Origin of the sequence: Streptomyces sp. ADI95-17 (assembly GCF_003846175.1) — a bacterium.
GTDB lineage: Bacteria > Actinomycetota > Actinomycetes > Streptomycetales > Streptomycetaceae > Streptomyces > Streptomyces sanglieri.
Genome location: NZ_ML123051.1, coordinates 66313 through 86229 on the forward strand (window position 1 = coordinate 66313; position 19917 = coordinate 86229).

Annotated in this window: 19 protein-coding genes; 11 read left to right on the plus strand and 8 right to left on the minus strand. The window is 69.3% G+C overall.

The genetic code is table 11. The features are described 5' to 3' along the window. The first annotated feature begins 7 nt into the window (after positions 1-7). Positions 8-277 (plus strand): hypothetical protein, encoded by a 270-nt coding sequence (locus tag EES42_RS34945; protein ID WP_124722292.1) that lies wholly within the window; start codon positions 8-10, stop codon positions 275-277. Positions 278-341: 64 nt separating this feature from the next. Here EES42_RS34945 and EES42_RS34950 read toward each other — a convergent pair whose 3' ends face one another. After that, on the minus strand, positions 342-1733 hold the full coding sequence (locus EES42_RS34950; protein ID WP_164495446.1) for a nucleotidyl transferase AbiEii/AbiGii toxin family protein: 1392 nt from the start codon (positions 1731-1733) through the stop codon (positions 342-344). 328 nt (positions 1734-2061) lie between these two features. Here EES42_RS34950 and EES42_RS34955 point away from each other — a divergent pair, with 328 nt between their 5' ends. Next, positions 2062-3240 carry a S1 family peptidase gene (locus tag EES42_RS34955; RefSeq protein WP_241196792.1) on the plus strand — a complete coding sequence of 393 codons (1179 nt, stop codon included), beginning with the start codon at positions 2062-2064 and terminating at the stop codon, positions 3238-3240. Between the two features lie 431 nt (positions 3241-3671). Here EES42_RS34955 and EES42_RS34965 read toward each other — a convergent pair whose 3' ends face one another. Then, positions 3672-4070 (minus strand): hypothetical protein, encoded by a 399-nt coding sequence (locus EES42_RS34965; RefSeq protein WP_124722294.1) that lies wholly within the window; start codon positions 4068-4070, stop codon positions 3672-3674. Positions 4071-4441: 371 nt separating this feature from the next. Between EES42_RS34965 and EES42_RS34970 the strand changes: the two genes are divergently transcribed. Then, positions 4442-4957 (plus strand): hypothetical protein, encoded by a 516-nt coding sequence (locus EES42_RS34970; RefSeq protein ID WP_124722588.1) that lies wholly within the window; start codon positions 4442-4444, stop codon positions 4955-4957. 934 nt (positions 4958-5891) lie between these two features. Then, positions 5892-6683, plus strand: coding sequence for an alpha/beta fold hydrolase (locus tag EES42_RS34975; RefSeq protein WP_241196841.1), 792 nt, complete (start codon positions 5892-5894; stop codon positions 6681-6683). A 68-nt stretch (positions 6684-6751) separates the two neighbouring features. Here the strand turns inward: EES42_RS34975 and EES42_RS34980 are convergent, their stop codons facing one another. Further along, the gene (locus tag EES42_RS34980) at positions 6752-7453 is read right to left on the minus strand and encodes a 2-phosphosulfolactate phosphatase (RefSeq protein WP_124722295.1); all 702 of its coding nucleotides are present in this window, start codon (positions 7451-7453) and stop codon (positions 6752-6754) included. A gap of 466 nt (positions 7454-7919) precedes the next feature. Here EES42_RS34980 and EES42_RS34990 point away from each other — a divergent pair, with 466 nt between their 5' ends. Next, entirely contained in the window at positions 7920-8423 is a 504-nt protein-coding gene (locus EES42_RS34990; RefSeq protein ID WP_124722590.1) for an NUDIX hydrolase, read from the plus strand. Between the two features lie 88 nt (positions 8424-8511). On the opposite strand, the gene EES42_RS34995 is transcribed toward EES42_RS34990, so the two are convergent. Then, a complete protein-coding gene (locus EES42_RS34995) occupies positions 8512-9507 on the minus strand; it encodes a GNAT family N-acetyltransferase (protein WP_124722296.1) in 996 nt (331 codons plus the stop codon). Between the two features lie 215 nt (positions 9508-9722). Here EES42_RS34995 and EES42_RS35000 point away from each other — a divergent pair, with 215 nt between their 5' ends. After that, complete coding sequence (locus EES42_RS35000) at positions 9723-10895, plus strand: serine hydrolase domain-containing protein (protein ID WP_124722297.1); 1173 nt, start codon at positions 9723-9725, stop codon at positions 10893-10895. A gap of 134 nt (positions 10896-11029) precedes the next feature. Then, complete coding sequence (locus EES42_RS35005) at positions 11030-11680, plus strand: formylglycine-generating enzyme family protein (RefSeq protein WP_124722298.1); 651 nt, start codon at positions 11030-11032, stop codon at positions 11678-11680. 118 nt (positions 11681-11798) lie between these two features. Here EES42_RS35005 and EES42_RS35010 read toward each other — a convergent pair whose 3' ends face one another. The 4 genes from EES42_RS35010 to EES42_RS35025 all read right to left on the minus strand — a co-directional run bounded on the left by EES42_RS35010 (position 11799) and on the right by EES42_RS35025 (position 16056). Next, on the minus strand, positions 11799-12071 hold the full coding sequence (locus tag EES42_RS35010; protein ID WP_124722299.1) for an HPr family phosphocarrier protein: 273 nt from the start codon (positions 12069-12071) through the stop codon (positions 11799-11801). Between the two features lie 91 nt (positions 12072-12162). Next, a complete protein-coding gene (locus EES42_RS35015) occupies positions 12163-14208 on the minus strand; it encodes a PTS fructose transporter subunit IIABC (RefSeq protein WP_124722300.1) in 2046 nt (681 codons plus the stop codon). A gap of 142 nt (positions 14209-14350) precedes the next feature. After that, positions 14351-15298, minus strand: coding sequence for a 1-phosphofructokinase (gene pfkB / locus EES42_RS35020; RefSeq protein ID WP_124722301.1), 948 nt, complete (start codon positions 15296-15298; stop codon positions 14351-14353). Continuing rightward, a complete protein-coding gene (locus tag EES42_RS35025) occupies positions 15295-16056 on the minus strand; it encodes a DeoR/GlpR family DNA-binding transcription regulator (RefSeq protein ID WP_124722302.1) in 762 nt (253 codons plus the stop codon). The genes pfkB and EES42_RS35025 overlap by 4 nt, the downstream gene beginning before the upstream one ends. A gap of 278 nt (positions 16057-16334) precedes the next feature. Here EES42_RS35025 and EES42_RS35030 point away from each other — a divergent pair, with 278 nt between their 5' ends. The 4 genes from EES42_RS35030 (at position 16335) to EES42_RS35045 (ending at position 19636) form a co-directional block, all read left to right on the plus strand. After that, positions 16335-16811, plus strand: a complete 477-nt coding sequence (locus tag EES42_RS35030) for a hypothetical protein (RefSeq protein WP_124722303.1) — start codon at positions 16335-16337, stop codon at positions 16809-16811. A 138-nt stretch (positions 16812-16949) separates the two neighbouring features. Continuing rightward, positions 16950-17687, plus strand: coding sequence for a class I SAM-dependent methyltransferase (locus EES42_RS35035; protein ID WP_124722304.1), 738 nt, complete (start codon positions 16950-16952; stop codon positions 17685-17687). Positions 17688-17868: 181 nt separating this feature from the next. Further along, a complete protein-coding gene (locus EES42_RS35040; protein WP_124722305.1) occupies positions 17869-18897 on the plus strand; it encodes a hypothetical protein in 1029 nt (342 codons plus the stop codon). A gap of 280 nt (positions 18898-19177) precedes the next feature. Continuing rightward, entirely contained in the window at positions 19178-19636 is a 459-nt protein-coding gene (locus EES42_RS35045) for a hypothetical protein (RefSeq protein WP_124722306.1), read from the plus strand. The last annotated feature ends 281 nt before the right edge of the window (positions 19637-19917 follow it).

The following is a 19917-nucleotide window of genomic DNA, read 5'->3' on the forward strand; positions in this document are numbered from 1 at the left end:
TTCTCGGGTGACCACAGCCGCGGCTCAGCCGCCTCGCGACCGCGCGCTCGGGCGCGGAATCACCACCCTCATTCCGCAGGCCGCCACGGCCAGACCGGCCGAACAGGCCGCGGCCGTACTGACGGCGATGCAGAGCGTTCCGGTACGCGTGGGCGTCCTCCAGGCGGCCGTGGTCCTCCTGGAGGAACGAGTGCGCGCGACGCAGGACGACGCGGAACGCGCGGCCGCCGCGACGACGGTCGCCATGCTGCGCAGCGCGATCGGCCGGGCCGGCTGATCCTGACCGGCCGACCGGTCAGGCGATCGGGCAGCCCGATCAGCTGCGGCCCCGGGGGAGTGGATCAGCGCAGCTCGTCCAGGGCCCGCTCACATGCCTCGGGGTGCTCCCGCCAGTACCCCCAACCTCCCTCATGGGACAGGACGGCGGCGAGCGCATCCGCCAGTCCGAGATGCCGGGGCCCCGCGATCTCCCGTACGACCACGACGGCGGCCGTCAGCCCGTCCTGCCCGCCTTCGGCGAGAAACCCGAGAGCGGCAGCGGGGTCTTCCGGGGCTGCCGTGAGGGTGGATTTCACCAGCGGCTCCAGCCAGCGGGCCCACAGCCGATACCGGCCCGACACCTCGGAGTCAACCTCGTCGATCCCGTATGCCGCATCGACGGCATCGGCCTCGTCCGTGACATGCGTCGCGTGCGTCGCGTCGGCCCCGTACGGGCGTTCCGCAGCCTCCAGCAGCGGCGCCAGCGCCTGCGCCAGACGCCCGCAGTAACTCGCCGCACTCTTCGTGACCCAAGGGTATTCGGCGGTGAAGTGCTCCCAGTCGGTCGGTACCCCGAATTCGTACAGCCACCAGGCGCCCGGGGGCCGAAGGCCCTCGGTGCCGCCGAGAACGAAGGCTTCCCGCACCAGTTCGTAACCCGGAGGAGTGCGTTCCGCGAGCAGCACGGCATCGTACAGATCCTTGCCCTGCGGGTAGGCGTCGGTCACCAGCCACAGCAACTTCCAGGCCAGTGACAGCTCGGGCGACACCGCCTGCACCCGGCAGCCCGGTCCGTCCCCGAGCGGCTGGAGTTCGGTGAGCACGGCGGGGGAGGGCAGGGTCTCGTTGAACACCATGTCGAGCTGTACGGTGCCGCCGGGCACCCCGTCCGCCGTCCACGGCAGCAGCATGCGCCGGCCCGGAACCCGGTCGTACGTCCAGATGTCCTCCGTCACCAGTCCTGCCGCGTTGATCCGGACCGAACCACGGGCGGCGGACGCGGCCTCCGCCGCGTCCCGGGCGATCGTTTCGAAGAGCCCGGCGGACCTGGGGTCGTCCATGGCCCAGTCCCGGGGCACGAAGAGAAAGTCCAGATCTCCCGGGTCACGGGCAGCCTCCCCGAACCACGTGGCCATCAACACGCTGCCGCGCAGCACCAGATGGCCGCCCCAGGGGCCGCCCGCGATGGACGCGAGCACCGTGTCCAGTACGGTACGTCGCGCCCGGTGCCAGGCCCGACCCACGTCTTCCCGGCCATCGCCGAAGACTGGCTCTCCGGCCCGGTAGGCATTGGCGAACTGCTTCAGGGCGGGCTCGAAGATCAGAGGGTGATTCATCCCGGCCGGTGCGGGCAGCAAGGTTCCCGGGAGTTCGGAACTGCGCCGTGTCTCCTCGTCGAGGGGCACATGCGGAACATGTGGTGTCCCCGCCCACAACCTGCGCCAGGAGGCGGATCCGTCGGCGGAAGATGTCATGGTGAGGCTCCTGTTGGGGGAGTGCGCAGCTGTTCGCGACGCAGGTGACGGGGGCGGTGTGTCGGGCACGCGCGACCGTCCGCCGCGAGCATAGGTGTCCGCGCCGAGCGACGGGAGACGGGTCCGGCGGCCGGAATGGGCAGGCGCGGCCGGGGCAGGACGAGCCTGTCGCCAACGGCCGGGATATGTCCATCCATTGGCATGGACCTGATAGGCATGCTGCGTTACAGTCCGTTTGCGGCACGCTCTGAGAGCGCTCTCAGGTCGGAGCTCTCGGACGCCTGCTGTTCCTCCCCCACGATGCCGGAACAACAGAAGGGCCATTGCCTTGAGATGTATCAATGCGCTGCGTACGAGCCTGGCTGCCGCACTTGTCGTCGGAGCCTGGGCCACCGTGGGTCTTGCCTCCGGCCCGGCATCCGCCGCCGCCGTGGATCTGCCGCCCGGGACACCCCGCTCCACGACCGGTGAGGCACCGGCGTCCGAAGGGCTGCTCTCCGCGATGCGGAAGGACTTCGGTCTGACGGAAGGCCAGGCCAAGGCGAGGCTGGCTGCGGAGAAGACGGCAACAGCCGTGCAGGGCAAGGCGCGACGGGTCGCCGGATCTTCCTATGCCGGTGCCTGGTTCGACCCGGCCACGAACCGGCTCACCGTGGCAGTCACCGACAGCCGGAAGTCGGCCGCCGTGCGCGCCTCCGGCGCGTCCGTCCGGCTGGTGCGTCACACTGCGCGGCAGCTCGACGCGGCCAAGGCGCGGATCGACGGGCTGACGGCACCGGCGGGTGTCAGCAGCTGGCACGTGGACCCGAAGGTCAACCGGGTCGTCGTCGACGTTGTCGCTTCGGCAGCGAATGACAACGATGTCCGAACCTTCGTCGAACGGGCCCGCAAGACCGGCCCCGTAACGGTGAAGCAGACTCCCGAAGGGCCCAGGACCTTCGCTGCCGGAACCGTGGGCGGCGACCCCTACTACACGGGCAACGTGCGATGCTCCATCGGCTTCTCCGTGTACGGCGGCTTCGTCACGGCGGGCCACTGCGGACAGGCCGGCGCGGCGGTCAGCGGCTGGGACCGTTCGGCCATCGGCAACTTCCAGGGTTCGTCGTTCCCCGGTGACGACTACGCCTGGGTCAGTGTCGGCAATGGCTGGTGGACCGTCCCCGTCGTACTCGGCTGGGGCACCATCTCGGACCAACTGGTGCGGGGCTCCGCAGAGGCGCCCATCGGCGCCTCGATATGCCGCTCCGGCTCCACGAGCCACTGGCACTGCGGCAATGTGCTGGCCACGAACGAAACCGTGAACTACAGCCAGGGCGCGGTTCACCAGATGACCAAGACGAGCGTCTGCGCCGAGCCGGGGGATTCCGGTGGCTCGTTCATCAGCGGGGACCAGGCCCAGGGAGTCACTTCCGGCGGCTGGGGCAACTGCACCAGCGGCGGGGAGACCTGGCACCAGCCCATCAACGAGATTCTGAACCGCTACGGGCTGACACTGCACACGGCCTGACGGAACGCAGGTCCGGCTGAACCCGGTCCGCCCGAATCCCATGGCGAGGGCCTGCCGCGGCACGAGTGCGATCGCTCGAATGCGGCAGGCCCTTCATGCGGTACCACCGGTCGACCGGAACCACGAGGCTGTACCACCACGGCTGTCGAGCTCCGTGTCACCGACGAGAGCACCGGTCGATGAGCCCGAAATCAGGGGGAACGTGTTCAGGTTTCCGGACGAGCACGCCACTCGTCACCGGCGCCCACGGTTGCCCAGCGCCGACGCCGTGCAGCCGGACCGGGAGCATGCCGTGCCCGGCGCCGCGCGGGTAGTCGGTGGTGAAGTACTCGAAGTGGCCGTGCACCGTCGCCGGAACGACCTGATTGATCAGCCCTCCGGCCGCCCTGCCTCATCGGAGTTGAGGCAACAAGAGGTCGGGCTGCAGCCCCTCACCACCGGAATTCACCGTCGTAGAGGCGTCGGTGCCACCATTCGCCATGCCACCGCAGGCGCCGGTAGGCGTGTGGGTCGGGCAAGGTCCGGCGGCGGAACTCTGCGTCCAGACACGCCACCACTCGCCCGAGTTCGGCGCGGGACGGCTGGGGAAGCGAGCACAACGCCTCTTGCAGAACGTCCCGGGCGTTCGCCACGTCGACGAGCGAGGACTCCGGATGGGGAGAGACCGGGAAGCACAGGTCCAGGTAGCGGCCGGGCTGTCGCAGGAACGCCCGGTAGTGCCTGAGCGCGGCTTCCACCGCCCCGTCCCACAAGCCGTCCCGCAACCCGGCCCAGGAGTCACCGTGCTCACGCTCCGTGCGCTGGATCTCGGCGCAGGTGCGCTCGGACAACCCGGGAATTCGACAGGTCCAAGGGCTCCAGACGGGCGGGACCGGATTTTCGGCGCGAAGCGCGCCGGGCCGTCTACGCGGCATGGGCCTTTCGGTTGGTCATCATGCCCGCGATGATGCCGGACGGCCTGACGGCCCACAAGGCCCTGCGCTCCTCACCGCCTCCCGGCAAACTCGCGCCATCCGATCTTCCCGGCTTGCGCTCGCGGCACCCCACTTGTCGGACGGATCCTCGATGAACAGCACCCCACACCCCGTTCTGTCGCGGACCCCGGACATCGGCGATGCAGCGCGAAGGGCCACCGCCGCTGGCGTGCACGCCGCAGTAAGATCCACTTCTGAAATAACGCCTTGGGTGGGGTCACGTGATCATGCGGGAGCGGAGATACCGGTACGTGGGACCGGCCGAGCTGAAAGCGGCGGTCCGGGCGGACAACGGTGGCTGCCGGATCGGTTCGGCAGCCGACTTCGAGAGCTGGATCGCCGAACGACCGGCGACGGCTCTGGCCGAGCCATTCACCTTTGTGGTCGGCACGGACGGCGTGCTTCGGCTGGCGCCGCGACGAAGCGAGCATGTGGTTTGCGCCGGCGGAGGGCCGGTCCTGAGCGCCGGAGAGATCAGCTTCATCCACGAAGCAGATCGATGGGTCGTGGGGGACGTCAGTAACCACTCAACCGGGTACTGCCCGGATGCCGCCTCGTGGTCGGCGGTGGCGCCGGCTCTGGACCGGGCGGGGCTCGGGCGTCCGTCAGGCTTCACCCATGAGGTGGTGTTCCGGCGCTGCCCTGGTTGCCGGGAGCACAACATCGTGCGAGAGGACGACTTCGTGTGCGTCTTCTGCGGTGGCGACCTGCCTGATGTGTGGAACGTGGATCCCAGCATGTGACGGCGGTTGGTGGGCGGGGGCCTTGGTATTCCATCGCATGGCGAGTCACGCCTGTCCTCCGGGCTGAGCCCCGGCGGACTGCCGTCGCGGACATGGAGGATCGGCCTGCGGCTGGAGGCGAGAGCTCCGACGACTTGCCCGTGGCCGAAGCCCTTGACACCGTGACTGCCTGCGTGGCACCTGTCCCTTTCCGGCACACGGCACACTGCGCTTCCTGTGCAGCGCCCTACCCTTCCGTGGGACGGATCATGACGCCCGCTCATCGTCTGCGGCGGACCGTCGTACCAGGTCAGTGCAACCGGCCACGCCGCCCGCCCGGGTGAGGCGGTGACGCCCGCGAAAGCTGCTGTGATCGTGGTGAGTAGTCTGCCCTCGAAGGAAGCCGCGGAGACGGGAACGTAAGCCGGGGCCTGTGCGCCGACATCTGCTCCGGATCGGTGAGCACACGGCTGATCAGGTCGGCCTCGTCCGGGGCTGCAACGTGCCCCAGCTTGTCGAGGTGGGCCACGAAGCGGGCGTGCTCGTCCGGGGGTCTGCGGGATGTAGCGGACGCTCATGCGGCCTGCTCCTCCCTGCCCTCGACCAGGATTCCGTCCTCGCATCGTGCCCCGGCGCGGACCGGGGATACCTGATGGGTTCCGGTGATCACGCGCCATCGCGCCGGGGCGGGCTCGACCAGAGTGGCTTCTGTGCCCCGTTCCGTTGGACAGCAAGGTGGAACTCGATGGTCAACGCGCCTCGGACACGTCCGAGCCGGTGCTCGCCACACCTGCCGACCATGTCCCCGGGCAGCTCCTCCGCGCAGGACCCCCGGTCCCGCTGTAGGTTCTCCGAGATGACCTTGACGGAGACGCAGGGCCTCGCGTCGATGACTGACGGGGCACAGATACGTTGGAGGGCGCTGGGAGACACGTCCCGGCGGCCGGCCGTGGTGATGCTGCACGGCGGTCCGGGCCTGCCGGACTATCTGGACGGCCTCGCCCCCATGGTCGCGGACCTTGCGCCCGTGTACCGGTACGACCAGCGCGGCACGGGCCGATCCCCGTGGCGGGGCCGCCACTCCTTCGCCCGGCACCTCGACGATCTAGCCGAAGTGCTCGACGCATGGTATGTGTCCGAGGCCGTGCTGATCGGGCACTCCTACGGCAGCACCCTGGCGAGCCGGTTCTGCCTGAGGCACTCCGACCGGGTCGCCGCGATGCTGCTGATGTGCGGGCCGTTCGTGGGTGATTGGCGCATTGGGGACCGAGCGGAGCGCGCTCGCCGGATGACCGCAGCACAGCAGGAGCGGCTCCGCGAACTGGAAGAGGCGCCGCACCGGACGGACGAGCAGGAAGCCGAACTGCTCACGTTGGCCTGGTTCACCGACCACGCCGACCCCGAGCGCGGATGGCACTGGGCCGCGCAGGGTGCCCGGCACCGCCGTCCCGTCAACTGGACGATGAACAGTGAACTCGGCAAGGAAGGGCGCGTGGACCCGCTCGATGAGCATCTTGCCGAGCTGCGTGCGTGCATGCCCGCGAGGGCGGAACTCCTCGGCGGAGCCAACGATCCCCGTCCGATCTCGGCGCTTGAATCGCTCGCGCTCCGGCTGGATCTTCCGCTGACCAGGATCGAGGACGCAGGGCACGAGCCCTGGTTGGAGCAGCCCGACGTTGTGCGTGCGCACCTGAGGCGATTCGTGCAGGGCGCGGTGAGTGACCGGGACGACAGCTCGTGGCTTTGAATGAGATCTTGTTCCGTCTGGAGGATGCCGGCTCGCATGTCGGGAGCCGGGCCGGGCCTTGCCGGCGGTCAGATCGAAGCCTCGTCGGCCGGCGAAGGCACAGCGCGCGGACGAAGGACCATGAGCGAGTCTTCCAACGCTGCCACCATGGCAAAGGGAAACCGGTCGAGCTCAAGACAGAGCGCGACGTCATCAGGGTGGACTCCTTGGCGTACCCCCTGCGCCAGTTCGGCGGCGGCGCGCGACTCGCCGGCGCGGCGTAGGAACTCAGTTGCATCCGTCCCAGCCTCGGTAGCCCTCCGAGCGATGTACTGAGCGCACGCCAGATCCTCATCGGCGCGCCCGTCTTCGCCAGTGATCACGAAGGTGACACCGTCACCCTCACGTGTCCGCAAGAGCCGGGCCGTTGCCTCTGCCACTACGAAGCTGGCGCACAGCACCAGCGACGCCTCCTTGACCGCAAGGGCGCCGACTGTCCCTGCCGTGGTCTTCTGCACAACGGTCCGTCCGCCAAGGTCAATGGACCGCAGCAGGCCCGGCGAATTGACGGTGTCGAACCCGGGCGCGGACGGACCGTCCTTGATCGCCACCCAATCCGGGTGGCGAGCCTTGAGCGCCAGGGCTTCGTCCAGCGACTCGGCAAGGACGACCTTTTCCGCCCCTTGGGCGAACGCCCAGGCAGTCACGGTGAAAGCACGCATGACGTCGACCACCACCGCCACACGCGGGGTTTCGACCAGCTCAGTGATGCCAAGGAAGCGAGGGTCCATCCGGTCATGATCGCGCACGCCCGACCTCAAGTACCCGGTCAGTGACGCGCATCACCTCGACGTTCTCGGGACGCGACACCTCTGGCGGTCTGTGTCGTGCAAGCAGTGCACAGCGTACGTGGACAGCTTCGCCGTACACCTCGCAGTGTGCAGCCGTGGCATCCACACTGACCCCATGCGCATCGATCAGACGGGCAAGATCACTTTGATCAGGTTCGCCGTCACATTGGCGATCGTCATCGCTTCGCCATTGCTGCTGGTGGCAGGAGCACCGATTCGCCGCCGCTGGCTCCGGCATGCCTGTCGAGAGGAGGCGCCCGCCCTCATCGACAAAGCCCGCGGACGTGTCAGCGTTCACTACTTCGTCGTCAACAACCAGCTTGGTCGCTGGCTTTGTGCACCCACTGAGGCGCTGGTCCGTCCAGCCCGCGACGGAGTTCGGCCGCGGGCGACAGACAATAAGCGTATGACTCACCCCAGAATCCGTGTCGCCGCTTACGTGATCCGGCACCGTTCCGTACCCGAATTGCTGGTGTTCGACCACGTCGGGACTCCGGCCGCCGGCACCCAGGTGCCCGCAGGCGGCGTCGGGCCGGACGAGGAACCAGAACTGGCTGTTCTACGAGAAGTCGCCGAAGAAACCGGGCTGTCGGACGTTGCCGTGGTCCGGCAGGTTGCGGTGGAGGACAAGCCGCACCCTGAATCGGGGCAGCCACGCAGGACCACCTTCTTCTTCCTCCGAACATCAACCGACACCCCTGACGCGTGGGAGCACAGGGTCAGCGGAGATGGCGAGGACGCCGACCTCACCTTCGCATGCCGCTTCCTCTCCCTCCCTCTGAAGCATCCGCTTGCGGATGAACAAGACGCCTGGCTGGGCCGCATCGACCCTCTTTGGGCCACGCCCGAGTCGTCCGACAGGGGCGATGCGACCCGTCCCGATGGCCGGCCGAGGACTCGTGGGCTGTGACACAGGAGCTGACTGAACCTGCGCCCGAACCCGACCGCGCTCGTATTCGTCCGCTCCGGCAAAATGTCGCGGTGCCACCTTTGCCGGATCAGACAGCGACTGGCTTGCGGTAGCGGACGTGTTCGTTCTGGCGTCGGAACCCTACGCTCTCGTAGAGGTCGTAGGAGCGGTACGGATTTGCCGTCCCGGTGTACAACCGGGCGGTCTTCGCGCCGTGCTCGCGAAGACATCGCAACCCGTCGAGCAACACGGCTCGTCCAAGGCCACGACGTCTCGACTCTGCCCGGACGCTCAGTTCTTCGACTTCGCCGAGAGCGGGGTCGTGACGACGCACGGAACACAGAGCGACAGCCGCGACCCGATCTCCCTCCCAAGCGGCCCGCCAGCAGGTTGGCTCGGCCGTGGCGAGAAAGCTCTCGAACGTCCACCTCTCTGTGAAGGCGGCATCCGCATACGAATCGACCACCGTCTTCCAAACCGTGCGGTAGCTGCTTGGATCGACCGCACCGACTCGGATGCCTGCCGGCAACGGCTTGGCGTCGGGCAGTTGCCGGAGGTCGGTCAGCTCCAACTCCACCAGGCTGAAGACACGCCGATATCCCTTGTCGAGCAGTAGCGCCGTTGCATCCTGTTCTGAAGCCAGGGCATTCGCGCCGAACACGGCCGTCGGTGTGGTTCCGTGCTGCTGCACGAGCCGGCGGATACGGCTTTCCGACCAGTTGAGCATGGTCGAGCCCACGCCCCGGCCGCGGTGCTCGGGCAGCAGATACCCACGATGCAAGTACAACCACGTCCCGTCCCGCTCCTGCCACCACCTGATCGTCGAGTAGCCGACGACACCACCGCCGTACTCCACCAGGACCTGGTTCTCGGACGGGTCGTCGAGCTTGGCGGAGCCTTCGGCGAGCTCGGCTGCCGTCGGGATTCCCTCCACGATCGAGCGGGCGTCGATCCGGTCCCGCTGCGCACAGCCCAGTCGCACGGCGGCCATCGCGCCATGGTCGCCGTGGCCGTGGTACGGCCGGAAGGCGTAGCCGGGCAACCGTTCCAGCGATGCGAGGTCATTGCTGTTGTTCACACCCATGTCAACAACTCTGCCACGTCGGATATGCGGTGCCGCCGGTCGCGGAAGTTCAGGCCGGGCCGATCAGGCGGCAGAACTCGATCTCAAGTCTGTGTGCGCGGTCTCCACCCGCTACGACAAGCAGGGTCGGCATAGGGAGAATTCAGTGGACGCTCGGGGAGTGCTCCGGGATGTACCTGATGTCCGGGACTGCAGCCCGCTGACAGCATGCGGACATGACCTCAACAGGCTTGACACGAAGGGCCATTGTGGGCGCAACACTGTCGGGGACGGCGGCGCTGCTCGCCACCGTGGCGCTGCCCACGCCGCGCGCCACCGCCTCATCCCCATCGCTCCCGCCGCTGGACCCCACCGCCCTGCAGGCGGCGATCGGCGACCTGGAGCACCCGCCGTCAACCGCGGCCCAGTTGCGAGTCGGTGGCACGGCCGGGCACTGGTACGGCACTTCGGGTGTGGCCGATGTGGTCACGCGGCGGCCGGTGAGGGCAGGGGACAAGGTCCGGATCGGCAGCATCACCAAGGTCTTCGTCGCCACGGTGCTGCTCCAGATGGTGGGGGAGGGCCGGGTCGAGCTGGACGCGCCCATCACGCATGTCCTGCCCGGGTGGCTGCCGGGCGGCTTCTCCTCCGTCACCGTGGCCCACCTGCTGAACCACACCAGCGGGCTGCCCGACCACGTCGGCATCCCGGATCCGGAGACCGCGGAGGAGGTGTTCCGCCACCGCTTCGACCACTGGACGCCGCGGGAGTGGGTGGCGACGGCGACGCACGGGCCGCTGAAGTTCACCCCGGGATCCCGTCAGGAGTACCGCGGCATCAACTACGTACTGGTCGCTCTCATCATCGAAAAGGTGACGGGCCGTCCGTACGGGGAGGGGGTCGAGGCCCGCGTCCTGCGTCCGCTCGGCCTGGAGCAGTCCGTCGTGCCCGGCGACGATCCGCGCATCCACGGACCCCGCGTGCACGGGTACCTGACCATGACCGACGGCCGACTGCGGGACATCACGACCTACGACCAGTCGTCCACCCGGGGCGAGGGAGACATGATCTCCACCACGAGCGATGTCGACCGAATGCTCGTCGCGCTGTTCTCCGGCGAACTGCTCCAGCCGGAGCTGCTCCGGCTGATGTTCACCCTGCCACCGGCCGATGTACGGATGCTCGACGGATCTCCCGCCCGCTACAGCTCAGGGCTTCAGCAGGCCATCGTCAACGGCATCACGCTCTGGGGCAAGACCGGGGAGACGTACGGCTACAAGAACGCCGCGTTCTCCACCCGTGATCAGCGGCGCCGCTTCGTGCTCGCTCACCATCCGACGTCCCCGCGCAACGGCGAGGAGACTCAGATGGTCGCTCGGGTCGCCGATCTGCTCACCCGTAACCCGTAACCCGTAACCCGTAACCCGCAACCCAAATCCCGTAGATCATGTCCTGAGTCCGGCGTGCCGGTCTGGTGCGCCGGTGCACATGAGGAGCGGTGATGGGGTTGGAATCCGTACTTCGCCAGGTTGACGTCGAGAGCATGAGGAGCATTCCCGCCGGAGAGATCGTCCTGCGCGACGAGGGCACGCGGACGGAGTGGAAGGTGGAGGTGGGTGCCTTCGGGCTGGCGCCGTATCCCGTGACCCGCGAGCTGTACCGCGCGGTTCGAGGTGAGGCGCCCGCGAGTGAGGCCGGACCGCGTACACCGGTGACCGAGATCTCGTGGATCGGGGCTGTCCGGTTCTGCAACCTGCTCTCGCAGGCGACGGGGCTCCAGCCCTGCTACTCGACGGGCGATGAGCCCGACGGCCTGGACGTGGTCTGCGACTGGCGGGCCGACGGCTATCGCCTCCCGTCCGAGGCGGAGTGGGAGTACGCATGCAGAGCCGGGACCTCCGGGGTTCGTTACGGGGACCTGGACGAGATCGCCTGGCACTACGGGAACTCCGGTGGTGCGCTGCACGATGTCGCGACCAGGGCCCCCAACGCATGGGGCCTCCACGACATGATCGGCAACGTGTGGGAGTGGTGCTGGGACCTGTACGACCCGGCGGTCTACGGCCCGTACCGCGTGTTCCGCGGTGGGGGCGGTTTCGACCGGCCCCGGAGTTGCCGGGCGTCGTGCCGGCGCAAGAGCCACCCGACCTTCCGTATCGATGACCTGGGGTTCCGGCTCGCCCGAACGCTGTGAGCGGGTGGGAAGTGTTGGGATGGCGGTGAGGTGCCGGTGAGGTGCCGGTCAACTGTCCGCTGCCCGGCGGGCGGTCGGCCGCCGGGCAGTCGAAGAGCAGTCGCGGGGCAGGCTGAGGTTACGGCGTTGCGTCGAGGTCACGAAGGAGGAGCGTGGCCAGTTCCTCGACCGCGGCCTCCGCGCCGTCGCCCTCGGCAGTCAGTACCACTGATTCTCCGTGCAGGGCTCCCAGGGCCAGTACCGAGAGCAGGCTCCGGGCGTCGACCGCGCTCTCACCGTCGCGGCCGATCGTCACCTTCACCGGCTGCTGGGTGGCCGCCTTGACGAACAACGAGGCCGGGCGGGCGTGAAGACCGCTGCGGGAACCGACGGCGACTGTGCGCTGATGCATGGGGGACTCTCCTGTGTGTGGATGGGGGAGCAGGGACGGGGACACGGCGGGATCCGTGAGGTGGCGACGGAGCGGGGGATCAGGATTTCCGTCAGGCCGCGACGGAGATTTTGGGCGTCTCGGCCGCCGGGGCGGGTGCCTCCGTGTTCTGGCCCAAGCTCTTGAGCAGGACGACCAGGGTGGTCGCAACCGTCGTACCGGCGGCGATGGCCAGCAGGTAGAGGAACGGATTCCCGATGAGCGGCACCACGAAGATGCCACCGTGCGGGGCACGCAGGGTGCAGTCGAAGGCCATCGACAGCGCACCGGTCACCGCGCCGCCCGCCATCACCGACGGGATCACCCGGAGGGGATCGGCCGCCGCGAACGGGATCGCGCCCTCGCTGATGAAGGATGCGCCCAGGACCCAGGCCGCCCGGCCGTTCTCCCGCTCGGTCCTGCTGAACAGCCTGCCTCGTACGGTGGTTGCGAGCGCCATGGCCAGCGGCGGCACCATGCCGGCCGCCATCACCGCGGCCATCACCTTGAGGCTGCCGGGCGTCGGGTCGGCGAGACCGCCGACCGCGAAGGCGTACGCCACCTTGTTGAGCGGGCCGCCCATGTCGAAACACATCATCAGGCCGAGCACGATGCCGAGAATGATCGCGTTGGAGCCCGAAAGCCCGTTGAGGCCGTCGGTCAGGGCGCGTTGGAGGGACGCGATCGGCTTGCCGACGACGATGAACATGAGGAAGCCGACGACCGCCGAGGCGATCAGGGGAATCACCAGCACAGGCATGATGCCCCGCAGCGTGGGATGGACCTTCACACGTTGGATCGCCATCACCACCGCACCGGCCAGCAGACCCGCCACCAGGCCGCCGAGGAAGCCCGCGTTGATGGTGAGCGCGATGGCTCCGCCCACGAAGCCGGGTACGAGCGCGGGCCGGTCCGCCATGCCGTACGCGATGTACCCGGCCAGCACCGGTACCAGGAAGGCGAACGCGGCGGTGCCGATCTGATTCAGCAGAGCGGCCCAGCTCGCGGCCTCGCCCCAGACGAAGTGGTCCGCGACGGACTTCGCGCCGGCTATCTCGTAGCCGCCGATGGCGAACGACAGCGCGATGAGCAGCCCGCCGGCCGCTACGAACGGCACCATGTAACTCACGCCGGACATCAGGTACGTCCGCAGCCGGACCCCGAAGTGCGCGTGGTCACCACCGGCCGTGGCTCCACCGTCCTGACGAGCGGCGGCGCCGGTCGCCAGGGTGGTGGTCTCGCCGCGTTCCGCCTTCTGCCTGGCTTCGGCGATCAGCTCGGCAGGGCGGTTGATCCCCGCCTTGACCCCGGTGTCGACGATCGGCTTGCCGTCGAACCGCGACTTCTCGCGCACCTCGACGTCATGTGCCCAGATGACCGCGTCGGCGGCGGCGATCAGCGCCGGATCGAGCCGCTCGAACCCGGCCGAGCCCTGCGTCTCGACATCGAGCACCACGCCCCCGGCGCGGGCCGCGGCTGCCAGTGACTCGGCGGCCATGTAGGTGTGTGCGATCCCGGTCGGACATGATGTGACGGCCACGATCCGGAGGGGTCCGGTGGCTGGGGCGACACTGCCGGGGACAGGACCGTCCACCGGTGTGCCGTCACCCGCGGCCGAGGCCTGCGGTGCGGACGCCTCGGGTGTCGGGGCCTTTGGAGCCGAGCCGGCCGGCTCGGCCTCCTCGCCACGGATCAGGGCCGCGGCCGCACCGGGGTCGCGCTCCGCGCGCAGTGCTTCCGTGAATTCCGGGTCCATCAGCCGTCGTGCCAGGGCGGACAGAATGGTGAGGTGATCGTCGTCGGCCCCGGCCGGCGCGGCTATCAGAAAGACCAGATCGGCGGGGCCGTCCGCCGCACCGAAATCGATTCCCGGGCCGCTGCGGCCGAACGCGAGCGTGGGCGCGGTGACATGCTCGCTGCGGCAGTGCGGGATGCCGATGCCGCCGTCCAGACCGGTCGGCATCTGTGCCTCACGGGCCGCGACATCGGCGAGGAAGCCGTCGAGGTCGGTCACCCGGCCCTCGGCGACCATGCGCTCGGCGAGCGACCGGGCGGCGTCCTGCTTCGTCTCGGCGGACAGATCGAGATCGACCAGTGCCGCGGTGATCAGTTCACTCATCGCGGGGCTCCTTGCTCGTGGACCGTCCGGTGGGCGGCTCGGGGGACATTCGGTGCCGCGGGTGCGGGTGCAGGCGCGGGCGCTGATGCGGATGAGGACGCGGATGCGCGGCCGTCAGGACGTCGGCTCCGATACGCGGCGGTCATGACGTCGGCTCCGTCAGGGGCCGGTCCAGAGGGATTTCGGTGGTCGTGGTGACCGCCGACAGATCGAGATCGGCGGGCGTCGGCATGACGCTGCCCGGTAGTTGCACGGCCGCCGCGCCGTGGGCGACCGCCACGGCGAACGCGCCCTGCCCGCTTCCGCCGGCGGCGAGGAAGCCGGCGAGCGAGGCGTCGCCCGCTCCGACGTTGCTGCGGACCACATCCACCCGCGCGCTCCCGAAGTACGCCCCCGTGCCGTCGACCAGCAACTGCCCGTCGGCCCCGAGGCTGGCCAGCACGGACCTGGCGCCTCGCTCGCGGAGCTCCTCCGCCGCTTTCACGGCATCGCCCACCGTGGCCAACGGGCGACCCACGGCTCCGGCGAGCTCCTCCGCGTTCGGCTTGATCACATCGGGGTGCTCCGGCAGCGCAGCGGTCAGGGCGGCGCCGGAGGTGTCGAGGGCGATCAGGGCCCCGGCACGGTGGCTCCGGGCGACCAGTTCGGCGTACCACTGCGGGGGCAGTCCGCGCGGCAGGCTGCCGCAGCAGGCGATCCAGTCGGTGGCCGCCGACCGGCTCTGCACGGCATCCAGCAGGGCTTCGGCCTCGGCCTCGGTGATCTCCGGGCCCACCGCGTTGACCTTGGTGAGCGTGCCGTCGGGCTCGACAAGGGTGACATTGATCCGGGTGCTGCCGGCGATCGGCACACCGGCCGCCTCGATGCCGTGGTCGCCCAGCAGCCGGGCGAGCAGCGCGCCCTCGGGGCCGCCGATCGGTGCGACAGCGATCGTAGGATGGCCGGCCGCCGCGACCGCACGCGAGACGTTGATGCCCTTGCCACCGGGGTCCACCCGGTCGTCCGTGGCCCGCAGCACGGAGCCGCGGGTCAGCCGGGGCAGCTCGTACGTGCGGTCGAGGCTCGGGTTGGGGGTGACGGTGAGGATCATGCGCGTACTACTTCCGTGCCCTGGCCCTCGATGGCGAGGGCGTCGTCGGAGCCGAGGCCGGTGTCGGTGATGAGCAGGTCGACCTGGGCGAGATCGCCGAACCGGGCGAAGTGCTCCTGGCCGAACTTGGCGGAGTCGGCCAGGAGCACGACCCGCCGGGCGGCGGAGATCATGGCCCGCTTGACGGCGGCCTCGGCCAGGTCCGGTGTGGTGAGACCGCCCTTCGGCGAGAAGCCGTTGGTGGCGAGGAAGACGACATCGGCGTTGATCTCACGGTAGGCGTTCAACGCCCAGGCATCGACCGCGGCGCGGGTTCGGGGTCGGACCCGGCCGCCGACGAGATGCAGTGCGATGCCCGGGTGGTCGGCGAGTCGGGCGGCCACCGGAAGCGCATGGGTGACCACGGTGAGGTGGGCGTCGAGCGGAATGACCGCGGCCAGCCGGGCGGCCGTACTGCCCGCGTCGATGATCACGCTGCCGTCGGTGGGGAGCTCACCGATCGCGGCCGTCGCGATGCGTTCCTTCTCGTCGATGGCGACGGCGTCGCGCTCGGCGAGATCGGGCTCGAAGTCGAGCCGCCCGGCCGGGATCGCACCGCCATGGACACGGCGCAGCAGTCCGGCCCGGTCGAGGCTCTTCAGGTCACGCCGCACGGTCTCGGCCGTGACCTGGAATTCCTCTGCCAGGGACAGCACATCGACCCGGCCGCTCTCGCGGGCGAGACGGAGGATCGCTTGCTGCCGCTCCGGTGCATACATGTTGGTTTGAATCCGTTCCGTGCCCGAGTGTGTGGTTTCGCCGTCAGGTTACGCCCGCGGATCGGGGATGTAAACAGATTCGGGCATTCGCAGGCCTGAACGGACACGTAACGCCGGGGCCGGGCCGTCCCTGCCGGCAGCGCCGGAGCGGGGGGCGGGGGTGCAGAACCGGGCGGATGGCGGCGCTGGTGCAGGTGCAGGTCCAGGAGTGACATGTGACGGCTCCCCTGCCCCGGACCCGGATCGCCATGTCAGTCGTCCTTTGTAGGGTGCGGCGCATGAGTGATGTGTATGAGCTGGCGGTATCGGTCGATCTGCGGGACGAGCTCTCCGAGACGGAGTCGGCCGAGCTGCGCTGGCACCTGGGAATCGGGCCGCAGCCGGAGCGCCTGTCCGTCGTGACCGAGTTCCCGATCGTGGTGGAGGACGAGGCGGGCGAGCCGGTGATCGAGAACGAGCCTCGCCCACTGCTGGCCGGCAGTGGTGCGGCCCGGCGGATCGGTGGTGTGCTCGGCTCGGCGCTGGCCGGGCGCGCGGACCTGCCGTGGAAGGGATGGTCGCTGACCTCCCGGCAGGAGATCCACCCCGATGATTTCGACAGGGTCGGCGAACTGCTCTGCTGGCTGGCGGAGCGCGTCCACGACACCCACCGGCACGGGGACGATGTCGTTTCGATCGGCCACTTGAGGTTCCATGAATCCTTGACGCCGGAAGTGATCGAGGTGGCGAACGGGCGGATCACGTGGCCGGCCTAGCGGGTTCCCCTGCCGGCGTCCCGCCTGGACCGGGGGCGCTGCTCGCGAGCGACGGCAAGTCGTCGGTCGTACGTCCACCGCTCGCCGACGGTGCAAACGGGTAGCCACCCGTTGCCGGTCTTGCGTAGCTTCGGCCGCATGGCCGACGAGAGCTTCGCACATCCCCGGCTGGCCGCGATCTACGACGTGCTCGAATCCGATCGGAGTGATCTCGACCCCTATGTCCGCCTGGCCGAGGAGCTGGGAGCACGCCAGGTCCTGGACATCGGCTGTGGGACAGGAGTGTTCGCCCTTCTGCTGGCCGATCGTGGGATCGAGGTGGTGGGCGTGGATCCGGCCACGGCGTCCGTCGATGTGGCCCGGGGCAAACCGGGCAGCGAACGGGTGCGCTGGATCTACGGTGATGCGGGGGCACTGCCGCCTCTGCAGGTGGACCTCGTGACCATGACGGCGAACGTGGCCCAGGCCATCGTCGACCCGCAGGTGTGGCGGATGACTCTTCGGGCGGCGTACGAAGCACTGCGACCCGGCGGAATCCTTGCGTTCGAGACACGGGATCCGGCCCGGCGCGCCTGGGAGGAGTGGAAGCGTGAGGCCTCGTACCGCGTGACGGAGATCCCGGGAGCCGGCGGGGTCGTGAGCTGGGTCCAACTGCTCGAAGTGCGTGGGCCGTTGGTGACCTTCCGCGGGACCATCGAGTTCACCGCGGATGGACAGGTGCTGACAGTGGATTCGACGTTGCGTTTCCGCGAGCGGCGGGAGGTCGAGGCGGAGCTGGTCGCTCAGGGGTTCGTGGTGGACGACGTCCGCGACGCTCCTGACCGCCCCGGCCGCGAGTTCGTCTTCCTTGCCAGGCGCCCCCTGGCCAATTGCTGACCCTCCGCGCCCGTACTGTGCCCCGGGCCTTGCGAGCTCCCGGGCGGACCGCACGGACGGGCGGTGTGATCTGCGCTGCTCAAAGCCCGCAGCAGTGCTCAATTCGGTTACGGCGGTTGCCGGACCCCGGGGCGCGGATGATAGGCAGGGCGCCTGATCGATACGGGGAGGGCGACGCCCGATGAGGACGATGCGCCGGATCGCGCTGTACGTGGCGCTGCCACTGGTCCTGCTGCTCTCGGCCGGCTACAGCTGGTACCGGATGAGCGACACCGGCAAACGGTGGCGGTACGAGGACAGGCTCGCCACGTACTGCGAGGGTCTGATTCCGGCCGCCGAATCCGCCGCCCTGACCTCGTACTCCATCGACCCCGGACTGCCGGGGGACCGCACGGGCGGTGCGGACGACAACCGCTGGGACGAGTGCGGCGTGGCCGACACCCGGCTGCTGGTCGCCCTGATCCCGCACGACGCCGTCCGCAACCGCCGCATCTCCGGGGAGCCGCTCTCGATGCTGCGCGACGGGAGTTCCGACCATCTGCCCGTTGCCGTCGGCGGTGGCTGGCAGGGCCACACCGACTTCCGCGACACGGGCATCGTGCTCAACTGCACCAACCGGCCCGCCTCCCTCGTGGTGACCGTGAGTGCCGACGAGTCGCACGAGAACGCCGAGGAGACCCGGCGGATCGCCCGACTGGCCACGGCCACCGCCGAGCGGGCCGCCGAACGGTGGTCGTGCGACGCCCCGCACGGCTCCCGGGTGCCGACCGTCCCCGTACGACCCGACAGCCCGGTGCCCGGGAACGCCACCGGTACCTGCGCGGGAGTACCCGTCCCCGGCGACGACTCCGTCGACTGGCACCGTGAGACCACCGCCCCCGGCACCGCGCTCCTGGAGACCTGCGCACTCGGCGAGACCAAGGCGCGGGACGAGGAACTCTACTGGTTCGGTGCCGCGTTCGGACCGTACGCGCAGCGCCTGCGGACCTCCGACGACGGCGACTCCGGTGGCTACCGAGGCGACGCGGGCACCGACCGCCACAGCGCCTGGGCGAGCGCCGCATGCGGCAAGGGCCCGCGCGCCCTCTTCACCGTCAACGACACGGAGTACGCGGCCCCGCCGCGCGGCTACCTCCGTACCGCCCTGCGTGCCTTTGCCGAACGGGCGGCGCAGCGCCATGGGTGCACCGACCTGAAGCTGCCCTCCTGACAGTAGGGACTGACGGCCGGCGGTTCGCATTCCCGGCGAGCTCTGGACGCGCGCCGGGCGCCCCGTGCCCGGACGTCCCATGCCAGGGAGGCCTGCCCAGCGTGACCGAATTTGGCCGTAGCATGTCAAGAATCATGGCGACGTGCCTTGTTGCTTCAAGGTCGTCGTGCCTCAATGAGGAAGGCAATCCAGGCTGACGGTTCGTCAGAGAATTGCTGCATTCCGGCGCGGCTCCCCGATTCGACGCGTCGGCAGTCCCCCCACATGAAGGGCAATCACCATGAGGCATGGCATACGGCGACTCGCCTTCTGTTCCGCTCTCGCCGCAGGCACGCTCGCACTGGCACCCACGGCCGACGCGGTCACCCCCACCACCGCGACCATTTCCTTCGACTGTGGATCCTACGGTTCGGGCAGCGCGACCCTCACCGCCTCCCAGAGCGGCACGACCGCGACCATCGATGTCTCGACATCTGCCATCACGGCACCGATCAGCGTCGGGGCCAACTCGGTCAAGTCGACGCTCACACTCACCAACAACGGCTCGGGAGCCGTCACGTTCACCGGTAACTCCAACCCCGCCATACCCGCCGGAAGCCCTGTTTCGACGGGGCCGCTCAAGGGGACTGTGGCCTCGGGCGACAGCCTGGTGGCCACGTCCCTCAAGGTCGTGGTCTTCGGCATCACGGCGACCTGCAACGCGACATCCACGCAGTCGCCCGGACCGTTCGTGTTCTGAGCCGGCCTCCGCGCGCCGAGCGAAGCATCGGCTGCGACCGAGGCCGAGGTCGCGGTCGAGGTCTGGGCCGCGTCCGAGGTACGGTCGGCCCGTGTCCCCGCCTGCGGGCGGGTGGCACGGGCCATCCGCCGGTCGCCGCCCGGCTCTGCGGCCCATAGGAGTGGAACGCCGTGTGTCCCTCGCGACGCTTTCGGCAACCCGAACCGATCCGGGCCGAGCGGAGCCGAGACAATTGAACCCGGTCTCACCGGCAGCGGTGTGCGTCGGCTGCGAAGCGGATC